Origin of the sequence: Ohtaekwangia koreensis (assembly GCF_900167975.1) — a bacterium.
GTDB lineage: Bacteria > Bacteroidota > Bacteroidia > Cytophagales > Cyclobacteriaceae > Ohtaekwangia > Ohtaekwangia koreensis.
Genome location: NZ_FUZU01000001.1, coordinates 1,680,632 through 1,696,870, shown reverse-complemented (window position 1 = coordinate 1,696,870; position 16,239 = coordinate 1,680,632). Strand labels below are relative to the sequence as shown.

The window sequence follows — 16,239 nt, the reverse complement described above, 5'->3', positions numbered from 1 at the left end:
AACCTTGAAAGCTTCACGAGGTTAAAATAAAAAGTGAGTTTCCCAAATGAGAAACTCACTTCCTCTATACTATATTCTTGGGCAAGTATTAATCTGGAAACTACTCATGTTTCAGTGAATCAACCGGGTTTGTTCTGGCTGTTCGCAGGGAGTGAAAGGCCACGGTCATGAATGTAAAGAGCAACGCTACCAATGCTACCAGTGCAAACAGCATATAATTAATATTGGCTTTGTAAGCAAAGTTACCCAGCCATTGTGTAATACTATAGTATGCCACAGGAACGATAATGATCGCGGCAATGATCACCAGGTACATTACATCTTTATAGAGCAGGTAAATGATGCTCGGAATTGAAGCACCGTGTACTTTACGAATTCCGATTTCCTTGGTGCGCTGTGCTGCTGTGAAAGCAGAGAGTCCTAATAAACCAAGTAATGAAATAAAGATACAGATATAGGAGAGTCCTGAAAGAAGCTTGTATTGAATTTCATCGGCACGATATTGTTCATTAAAGCGTTGATCGAGGAAGAAGTATTCATAAGGATGATTCGGATCAAGGGATGTCCATTTTTCCTGTATATATTTCATCGTCTCGGGCAATCGGTCGCCCTTTATTTTGAGATGTAAAAATCCTCCCTCATTACCAGCGCGCACCATGAGCAACGGTTCTACTTTATTATGCAGCGAGTTGAAATTAAAATCTTTCACAACGCCTAATATTTGTTTATCATCTTTATCATGAAAGAATTTTACTTTCTTACCGATAGGATCTTTGTCCCATCCCATCAACTTTACCGCTGCTTCATTTGCAATAAAGCCTTTTTGTGCATCGCCATTGCCTGCCACAAAATCGCGACCGGCAATAAGTTTCATGCCCATCGATTCAATATAGTCATCACCCACAAACATCAATGAGAAGGCTTGCTGCTTCATGCCGGTTTCGCTTTCAACCATCATCACGGTGCTGCCACCAACATTCATTCCCAAAACGTTATACGATGTTGTAGCCTCCAGTATATTTGGGTTCTGCAAAAAATCACTTTTTATACTTCCGATCTGTTTTTCAATAATAGTGTCCTGGATCGGTAACAATAACATGTTCTCCTTATTAAACCCCAGTTCAGTGCTTCGTACATAATCAATCTGGTGCTGCATAAAAAGTGTACAGACCACCACGAATATAGATATAGCGAATTGTGTCGTGATCAATACTTTGCGTAATACCAGACTTGACTTTTGATTTTTAAAAGCACCTTTCAATGCCTGGATTGTAGGAATGCCCGGCAGGTAAAAGGCAGGGTATAAACCCGACACTATGCCGATGCCCAACGTAAGGCCTATAGCACCAAACAGCAATAACGGATTGTGCACAAAGTCGAGCGTAAGCTTCTTATCGATGAGGCTATTGAAAGAAGTAGCTTCCAGAACAGTATATACCATACCTACAGCGAGGACCAACGCTATACAGGAGAGGAATATAGATTCTCCGAGGAATGAAAAGACAAGATCGCGCTTGCTGGAGCCCAAAGTTTTCTTCATGGCAATCTCCGCTGCACGGTTTACTGATTTAGCGGTGGAGAGATTCATATAGTTAATGCATGCCAGCAGAATGATAAAGAAGCCTATACCTGTAAATGCATAGAGGTATGAAAGATTACCATGTGGTTCATCGGCTTCCAAAGTAGAATGCAAATGAATTTTATCGAGACGTTCCAGTACTGGTTCATACTTCCCTCCTACCTGGTCGCCAAATGATTTAAAATATTTAGTAAAGATTGAAGTGAACTTGGCGTTAAAATCCTCGGGATTATAATTTTCCGGCATCAACAGGTAGGTATATACATCGGGGTTCCAGAAGGCCTCTGATTTCAGTTGTCCATTTTCGATTACCCATTCGCGATCGACTAGTTGCGACAGAAGAATATCAAATTTGAGATGCGTATTCTCCGGTACATCCTTAATAACACCTGTTACTTTATACTGCTGGTCGCCTACGATAACACTTTTATCGAGGGCATTTTCATTTCCGAAATATCGTTTCGCGGTTGACTCCGACATTACCATTGTATTCAAATCCACAAGACAAGTCTTTGGATTACCCGCTATAAATTCGTGTGTAAAAATCTGGAAATAATTAGAGTCCGTGCGGACTATATTCTCTTCGTAGAAAGCCTTCTCTTCGCCCCCTGCTTCATACTTCACCAAGGTCCTGTCCCAACTGTTCGCCCTGACACACGATTCTACTTCCGGTAACTCATCCTGTAAAATCTTACCAAGCTCACGCGCAGAACGTGCTACCCGTATATCTATACCCGTTGCTGAAAGATGTCCACCCAAGCGATAAATGCGTGCATGCTTTTCATGATACTGATCGTAGGTAAGATCATTTTGCAAGATGAGCAACAAAATTATACTCACCGCTATACCCAATGCAAGGCCAAGAATATTGAGGGTAGAAAAAAACTTGTCCTTGAGAAAGACGCGTGTGGAAAACTTTAAATGAGTTTTTAACATAGCTGGTTTGGGATTTGATAACCTTGCCAACCATTCAAGAACAATGCCGTTGTTATGAAATCACTCGTCCTGAACAAGAGACACGTTTTTCATCATGCCCGTTGCCAGCAAAGTGAGCGGATGTGAACAGTAGTTGTACATATATGCCCACCAGATACCTATCCATTAACAGTTCGTTAACATAAAAAAGCCTCCCTGCATGAGCAAGGAGGCTTTCGGAACTATATATACCTATAGCATTATAGCGTTGCCATATCGATCACGAAACGATATCGCACATCGCCTTTCACCATACGGTCGAAGGCTTGCTTGATGTTCTTTATATCGATCATTTCAATATCCGATACTATATTATGTTCAGCACAGAAATCCAGCATCTCCTGTGTTTCCGGTAAACCACCAATCATGGATCCTGCCAGACTCTTACGTCCTCCGAGGAGACTAAAGGCATGCACGGCCGAAGCCTCTGGCGGAACGCCGACACAAATGTGTGTGCCATTCGTTCTCAGCAGCGACAAGTATTGATTGAAATCATGTGGTGCAGACACTGTGTCGAGTATGAAATCGAAATAGCCCGTTACACTTTTGAATTGCTTCTCGTCTGATGTTACAACAAATTTATGTGCACCCAATTTCTTAGCGTCTGCTTCTTTAGAAGCTGATGTGCTTAACACGGTAACTTCAGCACCCAGAGCAACTCCGAATTTAACACCCATGTGTCCTAATCCGCCAAGACCCAGCACAGCAAGTTTATGTCCTTTTCCTACTTTCCAGTATTTCAGTGGAGAGTATGTTGTAATACCAGCACACAGTAACGGAGCAACAGCAGCAAGTGAAAGTTTTTCAGAAATTTGCAATACAAAATCTTCATGTACTACAATCGTGTTTGAGTAACCTCCGTATGTCGGTGTCTTCTTATCTTGCTCATAGCCGTTGTAGGTATATGAGCTTCCTGTGAGACAATACTGCTCCAGTCCCTCTTTACAGTTGTCGCATGTTCTACAAGAGTCTACAAGACAACCTACACCAGCCAGATCGCCTACTTTAAACTTCTTTACGTGCGCGCCTACCTTTACTACTTTACCAACAATCTCATGACCGGGTACCATGGGGTAAATCGCACCGCCCCACTCATCTTTAATCTGGTGTAAATCAGAATGGCAAATACCACAATATAAAATATCAAATTGTACATCGTGTGGTCCTACTTCACGTCTCTCAAAATTCCAGGGTGCTAAATCTGTTTTAGCATTTTGTGCTGCATATCCTTTAACTTGTATCATAGATCCTTTAAATTTAAAAATCAAAAGTCGGAAGAAACCGTTTACCTCAATAGCAATATTCAAACATATAATTATAAAATTCAAAGAATTTTATTGACTCCATTGTTCATATTGATTTAAAGTAAGGTATAGTTTTTTAACACACACTAAAAATAATCCCCCATGACAACTCAAGAGATCGCTAATCGTCTTGCCGCCTTATGTCGCGAAGAGAAATACGAACAAGCACAAAAAGAACTTTTTGCCGATGATGCCATCAGCATAGAACCCGAGGCTTCAAACGGATTTGAAAAAGAAACAAAAGGTCTTCCTGCTATAATCGAAAAAGGAAAGAAGTTCGAATCCATGGTTGAAAAGTCACACCAAATAACTATATCAGAGCCGATCGTAGTCGGCAATGCAATCGCATTCATCCTTACCATGGATATAACCATGAAAGGGCAGAAACGCATGACAATGAGTGAGCTCTGTGTATACCAGGTAAAGAATGGAAAAATCGTCTCCGAACAATTCTTCATGTAGTATAGTATATTTTCCGGAGTGACATGCTCTCCGGAAAATCCCACTACTGTTTACAATTTATTATTATATATATCCAGGGCATGTGTGATTTATTTCAGAGTAAGCTCCATCTGAATGTTGCATCGTTCATAAGGTGTAGCGTGCCCCACTACCTTCTGAAAACCAAGCTTGTGATACAGGTTGATTGCGGGCACCAGGATTGTATTGCTTTCCAGATAAAGTTTGGAAGCTCCCAGCGACTTTGCTTTTTTGATAACGGCTTGACCTAGCAGGTAGCCTATATTTTTGCCCTGTGCCCGTGGAGACACGGCCATCTTAGCCAATTCGAAATCATATACCGGGTCATCCATTTTAATCAATGCACACACGCCTACCGGAACATCATCGTATAGCGCCACATAAATATGACCGCCATTCTTTAATATATATCCTTTCGGATTATCAAGTGCTTTGTAATCCGCTTCCTCCATTTTAAAATATTTGGAGATCCACTCTTCATTCAAGTCACGGAAAGCTTTTTGATATTTAGGTTGATAGTCAACAATCTTCACCTTGCGACTTTCCCGTTTCTTCTTTTGCTCGTGTACTCTGCGTAACAAGTTTTTCTGCTCAAGCAAAAATTCCCATTCTTCAATAGCCTGCCAGAGATCATGCCGGGTCTGTGCCAGAATTTCTTCAATAGCGTTATTCACATCGGTATACTGAACTGCTATCTTTTCGGTTATCGTTTTACCTTTCGGTGATAGCGACACTATATTTGTCCGTCCATCTGCTTTATCCTTCCGTTCGGTTACGTACCCTTTATCCGACATTTCTGTAATGATCTTGCTAACAGAAGGATGTGAGTGACCGATCTCTTTAGCGATAGCGGTAATCGTTTTATTCTCTCCCTGTGATAGTACATAGAACACGGGGAACCACTTGGGCTGCAACTCTATATTATATAGCTTATAGATCTGTGCGGCATCATCTGTGATTCGCTCCGTAAGCATTCGAAGCCGGCTTCCCAACGCCAGCTTGCCAACGCGATTGAAAAATTCCATACGTCATTAATTATGTAACTAATTACGTAAATAGTTAATAAAAACACAAAACCAGAATTAAATTAATTTTATAAGTATTGATTATGCTGTGATTCCCCTATGAAACCCCTGATCACAGATCAGTCTTCATTTTCAAGATAACGTTTTGCCTGCATGGTAAACAGCGCTTCATATTGGCCGCGCAAAAGCATCAGTTCTTTATGTGATCCTTGTTCGATGATCCTGCCGTGTTCCAGCATCAGAATCTTGTCCGCATTTTTTACGGTACTGAAACGGTGCGTTATAAGTATAACCGTTTTACCCTCCATGTGCTTTTCAAGAGAGTTAAAAATCTTTTCTTCCGTTACAGCATCTATAGAGGCTGTGGGTTCATCGAGAATTGTGACCAGTGCATTTCTATAGAACATGCGCGCTACTGCGAGTCGCTGATGCTGTCCCTTGGAAAGATCAACGCCATCTTTGAATTCTTTCCAGATGAGTTGATCATAGCTAGTGATAAATTCATCGGCTCCTGAAAAATGTGCTGCCTGACGAAGCCGTTCTTCTTGTGTAGCATCTGGAGTTTCGCTAATCCGCCCCACTCCAATCGATTCACGGACGGTGAGGTTATAAACAGGAAAATCCTGAAATAGAATACCGATAGCACTCTGCCAGTCTTCAAGGTATATATCACGCAGATCGGTTCCGTTAATGTATATATTGCCTTCGGTAGGATCATATATTCTGCAGAGCAATTTTATCAACGTAGTCTTTCCGGAACCGTTAATACCAACGATGGCGATCTTTTCGCCAGGCCGTATAGTGAAAGAAAGACTTTGCAATACCAGCGGAGTTTCGCCTTCTTCATTGGGATATCGAAATGAAACATTCTTAAATTCAATGAGTGGCGCTGTGGTAAACGAGATGCGTACAGCATCCTTGCGAGAACGAATCTTCGGCTCGGTTTCGAATAGTTCAAACCAACGGGCGGCATACCGGGCAGCCTCTTCCGTAAATGAAATCGATTCTATATACCCGTTGATTGTTTGATAAAACCGTGTGTATGTATTGAACGCTAACAGCAATCCACCAACAGCAATACTTCCGGCAAGTGCCTCTTTCGTCATCAGTGCGATCGCTGCAAAAAGAAAAAGTAAATACCACAAACTCAACACAGCATAGGAAAGTGATTTCTTTTGTTCGGCCGCTATAATTTTCTCATTGAAAGAAACTTTACGATCTCTGATCTGTTCTTTGAACCAGTCCTTTAATTTCAGAAGTATAACATCGACTGCCTTTTGAAGTTCTTCAAAATGTGAAATGCGATTACCAATGACCCGGTGGTCATCCAGGGAGAGATAGCGAATTCTAAAAACTTCCATACTATATTTCTTGTAAAAGAAATATACCGGTGCCGCTGCCAGTGCAGCAAATAAAACCAACCAGCGATTGAGTGCCCAGAGAATACCAATGGATGTTATAATACCAGCAAAACTTGTAGCGGATGTAAAGATGAAATCCTGGAGGTTCAATACACTTCCACTCCCCCACTCTTTTGCACCGCGCAATAAATTCTGATACGAACTGCTTTCAATTGTGCCTATATCCAGGGCACTTTGCTTTTCAATCTTATAAAGCTCAAGTTGTACACCTTGCTGAAGACGAAATTTATTTCTGTAAAACGATACAATGTTCCCTACAATGGTTGGAACAAGAAAAGATAATCCTAATATAACTGCCGACTGGATCAATTCACGTGTACTGCTGACTCCCTGCTTGATGCGGATGATTTCATCTACAATCGCAGAGAAGCTGGTAAATTGGAGATATACTACCGATCCCTGAAAAAGGTTAAGAAAGATCAACAGTAATAATATTTTCCGGTTTGTTTGCCAGGCGAAAGCAATGGATCTGATTGAAACTGTAAATATATTCCGATTGCTTTTCATATAGTCCGCCCCACAAAAAAATATATAGAATTTAGAAGTTGCAATACACTTCTTTAAATCTATAAAATTTTACACATACTAGCAGGGAGACTATGAATCAAAGGAACACAATCGTAAAAATCTCTCAGCTTTATATTTTACGCCAAGGACACGGCTATGGCTATAATCCCTGTTTACCTTCAACCCAATACGCTTGTGCGCGTATCTTATCGGGTGCCACCCCTTTTGTGAGTAAAACCTTACGAACTTTTTTTATAGCATTGGCATTACCCGTCAGGTAAAATGTACCCTTCCTCCATACGTCCCATAACTTACCCTGAAGGCCGTCTAAATATAGTACGGAATTATCATACGGCTCAGCGGAGTCTGTCGACACGACATCCAACATCAGGTCTAGCTTGTCGGGCAGCGCAGGGAGTTCTTCATTGAACGCTAATAATCCAAGATACTCCTGCTGGCGGGTATGGATAATTTCCCTGAGACTATTGAACACTCCGATGGAGGTTTCATCACCATAAAAAAAGTGATACTTACTTTCCGGTTCATATAGGCTTTTGCCTCGCGGGCCAATCATCTTGAGTTTGTCTCCGATCTGCAACCGTGAAGCAAAACGACTTCCTGGGCCGTTGCCGTGCAAATAAAAATATATAGTACAGAGGCCTTGATCACCATCAAAAAAAGCGGGCGTATAGTTTCGATAATGTACATCATCCACACGAAAAGCAACGGCCTGGGTAAGCCTGAATGATACATCTGTAAAGTCTCCGTGAAAGGTTATCTTTTTTAAATTCGGGTGGATATAGTCTACTTCTGTTACTATCACGTCATGAATAAATCTTTTGAAGACTGTCTCGACAGCGTTTCCGATCCATTTTGGCATGTGTGGCATAAATTAAATATTATGTTATTAGTTTAGTCGCAAAGATCCCGGTGTACGTTAAGGGTCTTGTACGATAAAGGGATTTTGTTTTACGCTTAAAGGATTATTGACCATGGTTTTTCGAATAACGGACTCAGACCTTAACGAGATTATCTGCGAACGGAATCTTCCTCCTGATTTCAAGTGTGATCATGGGATTGTTGAAAGCACCTCCGAGATCAATCACCGGTTTGGGAAAGCTACATTAAATGAAGTCTGGTTCGAAGGTATACATCTGAACTATGGCGCAGGAATACTCCACAATGGAGTCTCCCTCAAGCTTGAAAGCGATACCCCGGTCATTGAAATGCATTTTAATCTTGTCGGCAGTCAGGAAGCATATTTAAAGGGAAGTAGTCAAAGATTTTCCTTTGATAGTCGTCAGCATAATCTTTTTTACATGCCTGAGTTTGAAGGCTACTTTGAGGCAACACCACAGGAGCAAATCTCCCAAATGATAGAAGTACATTTCACAGAAACATACTTTCAACGGCTTGCGGGTGCAGAATCAACCTCTCTTGATACGTTCATGAAAAAGATACAACGTAAAGAGCTTTCGGCTATGAGCAAGCATAACATGTCCATTACACCCTATATGGAAATATTGATTCAGCAAATTACAAATTGTAACAAACAAGGTGTACTCAAGCGGCTTTTCCTGGAATCTAAGGTCATGGAATTATTCATGCTGCAGATGGAACAGTTTGAAAGCGTTACAACGGAACAAGCTACATCACTGAAAGCAAATGATATTGAAAAGATCCATCATGCACGGTTTCTCCTGGAGCAGAATATAAGCAGTCCTTATTCACTCGTAGAACTGGCGCGGGCCGTGGGTATAAATGACTTCAAACTAAAGAAAGGATTCAAGGAAGTCTTCGGCAATACTGTATTCGGCTACCTTCACGAGATCCGAATGCAGGAAGCAAAAAAACTTCTATTGAACGATCACAAATCCATTCACGAAGTAGCAGAGTATTGTGGCTATCAATATGTGCAGCATTTCTCTACTGCGTTTAAGAAAAAATTTGGTATCACCCCCGGAGGTATGAGAACCGTCTAGGCCATACAGATATACTGTACGGCCTAGACGGTATATACATGACTGATATTACTTGCCTGACTTTTGGTCAACCTGCAGAATGACACTCGTTCTGCGATTATTTACCTGGGGATTAAACCCAACTTTCATCAGAAAATCGCCTGAGTATACTTTCGCAGCATCAATGCGACTTTCCGCTCCCGGATATATATTAAGTTCTTTCACCGTATATAGTTTGGATGGATCCAATCCCTTGAGTTTCACCGGAAATTTACTGCCCTCACCATACCGGTTGTTCACCAGGTAATTAAAGATGATGGCGGAAGCCTGATCCTTTCCCACATACATCAGCGATGCTATACTTTCTTTCTTCGGATCGGCAAGTCTATAGAGTTCTCCCTGCCATACAATGGGTTTTATGCGGTTATAGTTTTCAATAGCGAGTTTACAAAATGCAAGATCTTTCTCTGCCAGATCATGAACAACGATATCGAACCCAAGCTTTCCCATCATCGCTACATCTACCCGAAACTTTAAAGGTTGTTTGCCCCACTCCGTAACATGGTTCGAAACACTGATCGCAGGATAGAAGTGAGAATACTCCCATTGCATATATATCCTTTCCAGCGGATCAGTATTATCGCTTGGCCAGAATTCTGTAAAGTATGCGAGCGCGGCATAGTCTACACGTCCACCACCACCGGAGCATAACATCATCGGCACTTTCGGATAACGTGCGCGAATTCTTTGAAGCACTGAATAAAGTCCCTTTACATAGTCAATATAAAAATGTGATTGATCTTTCAAGTACGAGGAGTGTGCATTATAGATTACTGCATTACAATCCCACTTTATATAGGCCAGCGATGGATTCTCCTTGAATAAATCATCGACTACCTTAAAAACAAAATCCTGTACACTCGGATTCGTAAGATCAAGTACGAGTTGATTTCTGAAATAATGTTCATCTCGCTTCGGTTGTTTTACAACCCATTCCGGATGTTTTTCATACAGTTCACTCTTTGGATTTACCATTTCAGGTTCAATCCAGATTCCAAACTTCACATTATTTTTATCAGCTTCTTTTACCAGCGAAGATATACCGTTGGGAAGCTTCGTTCGATTCACTTCCCAATCTCCTAAACCAGCAGTGTCACCGTTGCGCGGATACTTATTGGCAAACCATCCATCGTCCAGCAAAAACAAATCTACACCCAGGTTCTTTGTATCCTTCAATAATTGAAACAGTTTACTTTCATTGAAGTCAAAATAGGTAGCCTCCCAGTTGTTGAGCAACGTTAACCTGTTTCCGTTACCATCGAGTATCTTATAGTTGCGAGCCCATTGGTGCATTTTTCTGCTGGCATCACCTTTACCATGCTGCGACAACAGGAATACAAATGCAGGGGTAACAAATTCTTCTTTCGGTTTGAGCGTATAGGCCGATGCATAATTATTCATGCCTGCCAGAATGCGCAGATTGTCCTGGTAATCGAGCTCGAGGTCAATTCTAAAATTTCCACTCCACTCCATTGCACCGTATAGCACTGTACCCGCTTCCTCTTCTGCAGGCTTATCCAGCGACACCATGAATACAGAAGGTTGAAAAAGATTGGCACGCGTTCCTAATTTTGAATCCAGTGTTTTAATACCGTGTGTGATCCGCGATTCTTCCGGCTGCATTTCCTTTGCCCAGTCTCCATGATATTGTGTTAACCAGAATGCTTTTGACTTCAAGTGTAAATTTGCAGAAGCAAACTTATGCAGCGTTACATTCCCTTTCTCCTGGTGACTGATCACGCTCCATTGCTCGATCACATCTTCCTGTTGATATACTTTGTAAAACAACTGCACCGTAAAGGGATATACCGGGTCTTTTAACAGAACGGTATATAGCACTATATTTTCTTGCAACGTCTTCACGGTATGGCTCACATAGCGCAAGTCCAGCGAATTATTCCCATCTGCATGCGTTACAGCAATGGCAGGCTCAACCAGATTTTGTGAACCGGAAGAAGTATAGGCTGCATTCAGTACTTCCGTATAGTCTTCCGTTTGGCGGTATATACCAGGCACGGCTTCATATTCTCTTCTATCCGCAAGTTTCTCCCCTGCATAAATAATATTAACACTCTTCTCTGCATTGACTTCCAACACAAAGGCATTGCTTGCTGTCTCAATCGGGATAATGGTATTCTGAGCATATACCGATGATACAAACAACATTAAAATAAAAGCAAACCGTATACGTGAGTGTGACTTCATTGTTAAATCAGTTTTTGTGACATTTATAAAAGTAGCATGTATCCTGAATGGATGGCTATATTTTTTCATTTTTTATTCCGAACAACTACAATACCCCGAATGGTGATAGGTTGTACTCCATACTATTTCTTTTTTAAAGGTTGTGTTTTCAAGTCCATAGAACTTACTACACTATTATAGATGATTTTTTAATAATTTCTACGGCCGAAAACAGGAGGTTGTGCAAATGAAAAAGAGGACATAATTACCCACTTTACCTGTTCATCACCACTTAACGAAAAAACGAGATTGGTCTGCTGTTAAAGAACCAATTATCATGGTTAATAGATTTATTCCAACAGCAATAGTTTGTATATTAGGAACAGTATAGGGTATTGGGTAGCGATGCCAAAATACTTCATACGGGCATGAGAAAAAAGATTCATCATGCCTGACAACTCAGGGTTGCTCAGTGTTTTAAATATTCTTCCGCTAAACAAGCGTGTTTATGAGTTATCGTTATTTTGTATGGATATGTCTTTTGTTGATTTACAAAGTTGGATTCTCTCAAAACCAGAAACTCACGTTTACACACCTGAATACATCGCATGGTCTCTCACAAGATCACGTCAACGCAATCCTGAAAGATCATAAGGGATTTATGTGGTTTGCTACCGATGAAGGTATTAACAAATATGATGGTTATACTTTTTCAACCTATCGGCATGATCCTTCGATTGCTACTACGATCAGCAATAATTATGTATTTGATATCATCGAAGATGAAAATAATACAATGTGGGTCGCCACAGGAAGCGGGCTTGACAAATTTGATCGCAGCAAAGATATATTTACGCGCTTTAGTCCTTCTACTGCAACGCTCTCGGTGCGGGATATACTATTGGATAAAAATAAAATCATTTGGCTTGGTACAACGGAAGGGCTATATCGTTTTGACAAAAGCAACGGAAATTTCAAACTCTATCAGCATGATGAGCAGGATCCGCACAGCCTGAGCAACAACTATATCTACCGCATCACGCAAGACTTAAAAGGTAACCTTTGGATCGCCACAAAAGAAGGACTTAACCGGTTTGATCCCGATCAGGCAAAATTCGAACGCTATATGCATAATCCAAAGGATATGAACAGTATTGGCGCAAACTGGATAAAAAGTGTATACACGGACTCGAAGGGAGATGTATGGGCAGGATCACAAGGGGGTGGTATATCTTTGTTTAATCCGGGGTTTAATTACTTCACAAACTTCAAGCATGACCCTGCAGACGCTACTACCATCGGCTATAATGATATACTCTCCTTTGCCGAAGACAACTCGGGGAGGTTATGGATCGGCACCGAAAATGGTGGCATCAGTATTTTAGATAAAAAAAACTTTACGTTTACAACGTACCGCTATGATCTTTTCGATGAAACCAGCCTGAGTAACAATTCGATCTATAGCTTGTATAAAGATGACATCGGAAACATGTGGGTGGGTACATGGTCCGGTGGTATAAATTTCATTGCACGATATGGAAAGAAGTTTGATCTGTACAAACAACTACCGAACCAAAAGAACAGTCTCAGCAATAACATTGTATTATCTGTTACGTGTGACATCAAAGGCAACCTGTGGATTGGCACCGATGGTGGCGGACTTAATCGTATAAACCGGAAAACAAAGGCCGTTTCACATTATCGTCATGATCCACAGAATACCAATAGTCCGGCCAGCGATTATATACTATCAGTGGTTGAAGCCATGCCCGGTATATTAGCCCTCAGCTATCACCGGGGAGGCTTCGATCTCTTCAATACTCACACCGGAAAATTTACACATCATATGCCCGAAGAAGGCAATCCCAATAGTCTTTCGGCAACTTCTAACACCATCGTATATAAAGACCGTGATTCAACCTTATGGATTGGCAGTTGGGGTGGCGGTGTTGGTATATATCATCCGGATAAAAAAGAGTTTACATGGTATCAGCAAAAGGCGCATAACCAGGACGGTCTCACGGATAATTTTATTCATTGTATCGGGGAAGACAAGGATGGCAATTTGTGGGTTGGCACAAACTCTGGATTGAACCGGCTTAACAAGGCAACCAGAAAGATCACACATTTTACGAATAACAAATCGGACTCCACGAGTCTGGCGCATGATGTTGTAGAGACAATCCTAAAAGATCATTCAGGAAATTTATGGTTCGGCACTGCAGGAGGTTTAAGCCTATATCATCCGGAGACACAAAGTTTCACATCCTATACGGAACGCGATGGTCTCCCGAATGATATGATACGAAGTCTGCTGGAAGATCAGCATGGAAATCTATGGATCAGTTCTAACAAAGGAATTTCCAAATTCGACCCCAAGACCAGATATATACGAAACTATAGCAGTGCTGATGGCCTGCAAGGAAGCGAGTTCAAATCACATGCATGCTATAAAGCAAGCGATGGAGAAATGTTCTTCGGTGGACCGAATGGCCTTAACGCATTTTATCCCGACAGTCTCAAAGACAATACCTTTGTTCCGCCTATATACTTTACAGGTTTTCAAATCTTTAACAAGTCGATTTCCATTCACAATAATGACTCTATTCTTCACGAGCATATCCATGTGGCAAAGGAGATTACACTGTCGCACGATCAATCCGTTTTCACCCTGGAATTTGCCGCACTCAATTATACATTACCGGAAAAAAATCAATACGCTTATAAGCTCGATGGCTTCGATAAAGAATGGAACTACGTTGGCAATAAACGAACTGCCACCTATACTAACCTCGATCCGGGTAGGTATATATTTCATGTAAAGGGATCAAACAATGATGGGCTTTGGAATGAACAAGGTACGAGCATTGCAATCATTATTACACCACCATTCTGGCTTACGTGGTGGTTCAAGCTATTGGGTGTACTTCTTATTGCTGGTGCTATATTTCTTTTTATCAGAATCCGAATCCGCGCTATTGACAATAAAAAGATAGAGCTTGAAAGATTAGTAAAATGGCACACGGCTGAAGCGATCGAACAAAAAGAAGCGTTGGAAGCGCAAGCTGAAAATATGCAGACACTGAACGAGCAGCTTCAGTCACAAACGGATTTTCTACAATCCATCAATGATGAAATCCAGCAGCAACGTGAAGAAGCCGAAGCCGCGCGTCTCGAAGCAGAGCGTGCGAACCAGGCGAAGAGTATATTTTTGGCTACGATGAGCCATGAGATCCGAACGCCTATGAACGGTGTAATTGGTATGGCTTCTTTATTGGGAGAAACTCCGCTTACGCCCGAGCAACGGGAGTATATTGAAATCATCCGGACTTCTGGAGAAAGTTTGTTAGGTGTGATCAATGATATACTTGATTTCTCAAAGATCGAATCCGGAAAGATGGAGCTGGAAGAAAAAGATTTTAACCTGCGAAGCTGCGTTGAAGATGTACTTGACCTGTTTGCCGGTAAAGCTGCAGACCTTGGCCTGGACTTGATCTATCAATTGGACAATGATGTTCCGAATCAGATTGTTGGTGATAGCTTGCGCCTGCGACAAATATTATTAAACCTTGTGGGTAATGCTATCAAGTTTACACAACACGGAGAAATATTTGTAAGCGTTCACTTGCTGAACAAGGTAGACGACAAATATGAATTGCAAATAGACGTGCGCGACAGTGGTATTGGTATACCCGAAGATAAATTGAATCGTCTCTTTAAAGCATTCTCACAAGTAGATGCTTCCACTACCCGTAAATATGGAGGTACCGGGCTGGGTCTTGCTATATCTGAGAAACTTGTTGAATTAATGGGAGGCCGTATCTGGATCGAGAGCACCGTGGGAAAAGGCACCACTTTTTTCTTTACCATTAAAACAAGGTTAAGCGACAAACCGGAAGAGACCTATATACATTATGATATAGCCTCGCTTGGCCAGAAAAAAATATTGGTCATAGATGATAACGCTACCAATCGTCTCATTCTTAAAAATCAACTGGAGCTGTGGAAGGCAGAACCTTCACTTGCTCATTCTGCTAAACATGCATTGGAAATATTATCACGGAATCCGCGATTCGACCTGGTGGTAACGGATATGCAAATGCAAGAGATGGACGGCTTGCAACTGGGCAGACTGATCCATCAACATTACCCGGATATACCGATCATGTTACTGAGCTCGATCGGCGTTGATCGTAATGAAGAATTCTCGTCTATATTTTCGTCAATACTAACAAAGCCAGTAAAGCAAGCTATGCTCTGCAAACATATACTCATGGATCTTCGTAAGCATTCAGCATCATCTGTTCGCGAAGAGCCCGTGAAACAAAAGCTTAGTGAAGACTTTGCAGTATTGCACCCGCTTCATATCCTGATCGCGGAAGATAATCCTGTCAATCAAAAATTGGCCACACGCGTATTGAACAAGCTGGGATATAAACCCGATGTAGCTGCGAACGGACGCGAAGCATTACATGCTTTCATCAACGCGCAGCACACGCTGATCCTGATGGATGTACAGATGCCGGAAATGGATGGTTTGGAAACTACACAGAAAATTCGCTCACTTTCCGGAAAGCAACCTATTATTATTGCCATGACGGCTAATGCTATGCAGGGCGACCGCGAACAGTGTATACAAGCCGGCATGAATGACTATATCAGTAAACCTGTAAACCTGGACGAACTTATGAAGACTATTGAAAAATGGGCTTCTATTATGGAAGAAACGAAACGAGTATAGAT

General features: G+C 41.5%; 9 protein-coding genes. 3 read left to right on the top strand and 6 right to left on the bottom strand.

The features are described from left to right. Positions 1-100: 100 nt before the first annotated feature. Together B5Y40_RS07165 and B5Y40_RS07160 are read right to left on the bottom strand one after the other, a co-directional pair. Positions 101-2,515 carry an ABC transporter permease gene (locus tag B5Y40_RS07165; protein ID WP_079685993.1) on the bottom strand — a complete coding sequence of 805 codons (2,415 nt, stop codon included), beginning with the start codon at positions 2,513-2,515 and terminating at the stop codon, positions 101-103. Between the two features lie 239 nt (positions 2,516-2,754). Beyond that, positions 2,755-3,798: an NAD(P)-dependent alcohol dehydrogenase gene (locus tag B5Y40_RS07160; RefSeq protein WP_079687111.1), complete on the bottom strand. Its 1,044-nt coding sequence runs from the start codon at positions 3,796-3,798 to the stop codon at positions 2,755-2,757. Between the two features lie 162 nt (positions 3,799-3,960). Here B5Y40_RS07160 and B5Y40_RS07155 point away from each other — a divergent pair, with 162 nt between their 5' ends. Further along, positions 3,961-4,320: a nuclear transport factor 2 family protein gene (locus B5Y40_RS07155; RefSeq protein ID WP_079685992.1), complete on the top strand. Its 360-nt coding sequence runs from the start codon at positions 3,961-3,963 to the stop codon at positions 4,318-4,320. A gap of 89 nt (positions 4,321-4,409) precedes the next feature. On the opposite strand, the gene B5Y40_RS07150 is transcribed toward B5Y40_RS07155, so the two are convergent. From B5Y40_RS07150 to B5Y40_RS07140, 3 genes are all read right to left on the bottom strand, one after another. Further along, positions 4,410-5,363 (bottom strand): bifunctional helix-turn-helix transcriptional regulator/GNAT family N-acetyltransferase, encoded by a 954-nt coding sequence (locus tag B5Y40_RS07150; RefSeq protein WP_079685991.1) that lies wholly within the window; start codon positions 5,361-5,363, stop codon positions 4,410-4,412. A gap of 119 nt (positions 5,364-5,482) precedes the next feature. Then, positions 5,483-7,291 carry an ABC transporter ATP-binding protein gene (locus tag B5Y40_RS07145; RefSeq protein WP_079685990.1) on the bottom strand — a complete coding sequence of 603 codons (1,809 nt, stop codon included), beginning with the start codon at positions 7,289-7,291 and terminating at the stop codon, positions 5,483-5,485. Between the two features lie 160 nt (positions 7,292-7,451). Continuing rightward, positions 7,452-8,171: a siderophore-interacting protein gene (locus B5Y40_RS07140; RefSeq protein ID WP_159453623.1), complete on the bottom strand. Its 720-nt coding sequence runs from the start codon at positions 8,169-8,171 to the stop codon at positions 7,452-7,454. Positions 8,172-8,283: 112 nt separating this feature from the next. Between B5Y40_RS07140 and B5Y40_RS07135 the strand changes: the two genes are divergently transcribed. Then, positions 8,284-9,273, top strand: a complete 990-nt coding sequence (locus B5Y40_RS07135; RefSeq protein ID WP_079685988.1) for a helix-turn-helix transcriptional regulator — start codon at positions 8,284-8,286, stop codon at positions 9,271-9,273. 48 nt (positions 9,274-9,321) lie between these two features. Here B5Y40_RS07135 and B5Y40_RS07130 read toward each other — a convergent pair whose 3' ends face one another. After that, a complete protein-coding gene (locus B5Y40_RS07130) occupies positions 9,322-11,517 on the bottom strand; it encodes an alpha-galactosidase (RefSeq protein WP_079685987.1) in 2,196 nt (731 codons plus the stop codon). Between the two features lie 487 nt (positions 11,518-12,004). On the opposite strand from B5Y40_RS07130, the gene B5Y40_RS07125 reads away from it, so the two are divergent. Further along, complete coding sequence (locus B5Y40_RS07125) at positions 12,005-16,237, top strand: hybrid sensor histidine kinase/response regulator (RefSeq protein ID WP_079685986.1); 4,233 nt, start codon at positions 12,005-12,007, stop codon at positions 16,235-16,237. The last annotated feature ends 2 nt before the right edge of the window (positions 16,238-16,239 follow it).